The 244-nt window shown below is 34.0% G+C and carries 1 protein-coding gene; it reads right to left on the minus strand.

Annotated features, from left to right (window positions below; genetic code table 11):
- Positions 1 to 114: 114 nt before the first annotated feature.
- The coding region (locus AOA59_RS31165; RefSeq protein ID WP_099490089.1) for a DUF4023 domain-containing protein at positions 115 to 244 on the minus strand (130 nt) is incomplete at its 5' end.

Raw genomic sequence — 244 nt, forward strand, 5'->3', positions numbered from 1 at the left:
GAATATTCCATAATTTAAGAGGGAAAGAATGGATGAAGCTTTTTTAGCCGGGCAGTTTATACCCGGCATATGAGAAGACTGTAATGAAGCTTTGAAATAGGTTTAGAATATTACCTATTTATTTGTGCTATGTTGCTTGTTAGGTAATTTTTTATTAGCATGTCGATGTCCTTGACGTTCTTTATTTCTTTCATCCTTTGCTTGTCTTTCATGTAATTGCTCCACAAATTCATGAGTGTTATCC

Origin of the sequence: Pseudomonas sp. 2822-15, assembly GCF_002742515.1 — a bacterium.
GTDB lineage: Bacteria > Pseudomonadota > Gammaproteobacteria > Pseudomonadales > Pseudomonadaceae > Aquipseudomonas > Aquipseudomonas salomonii.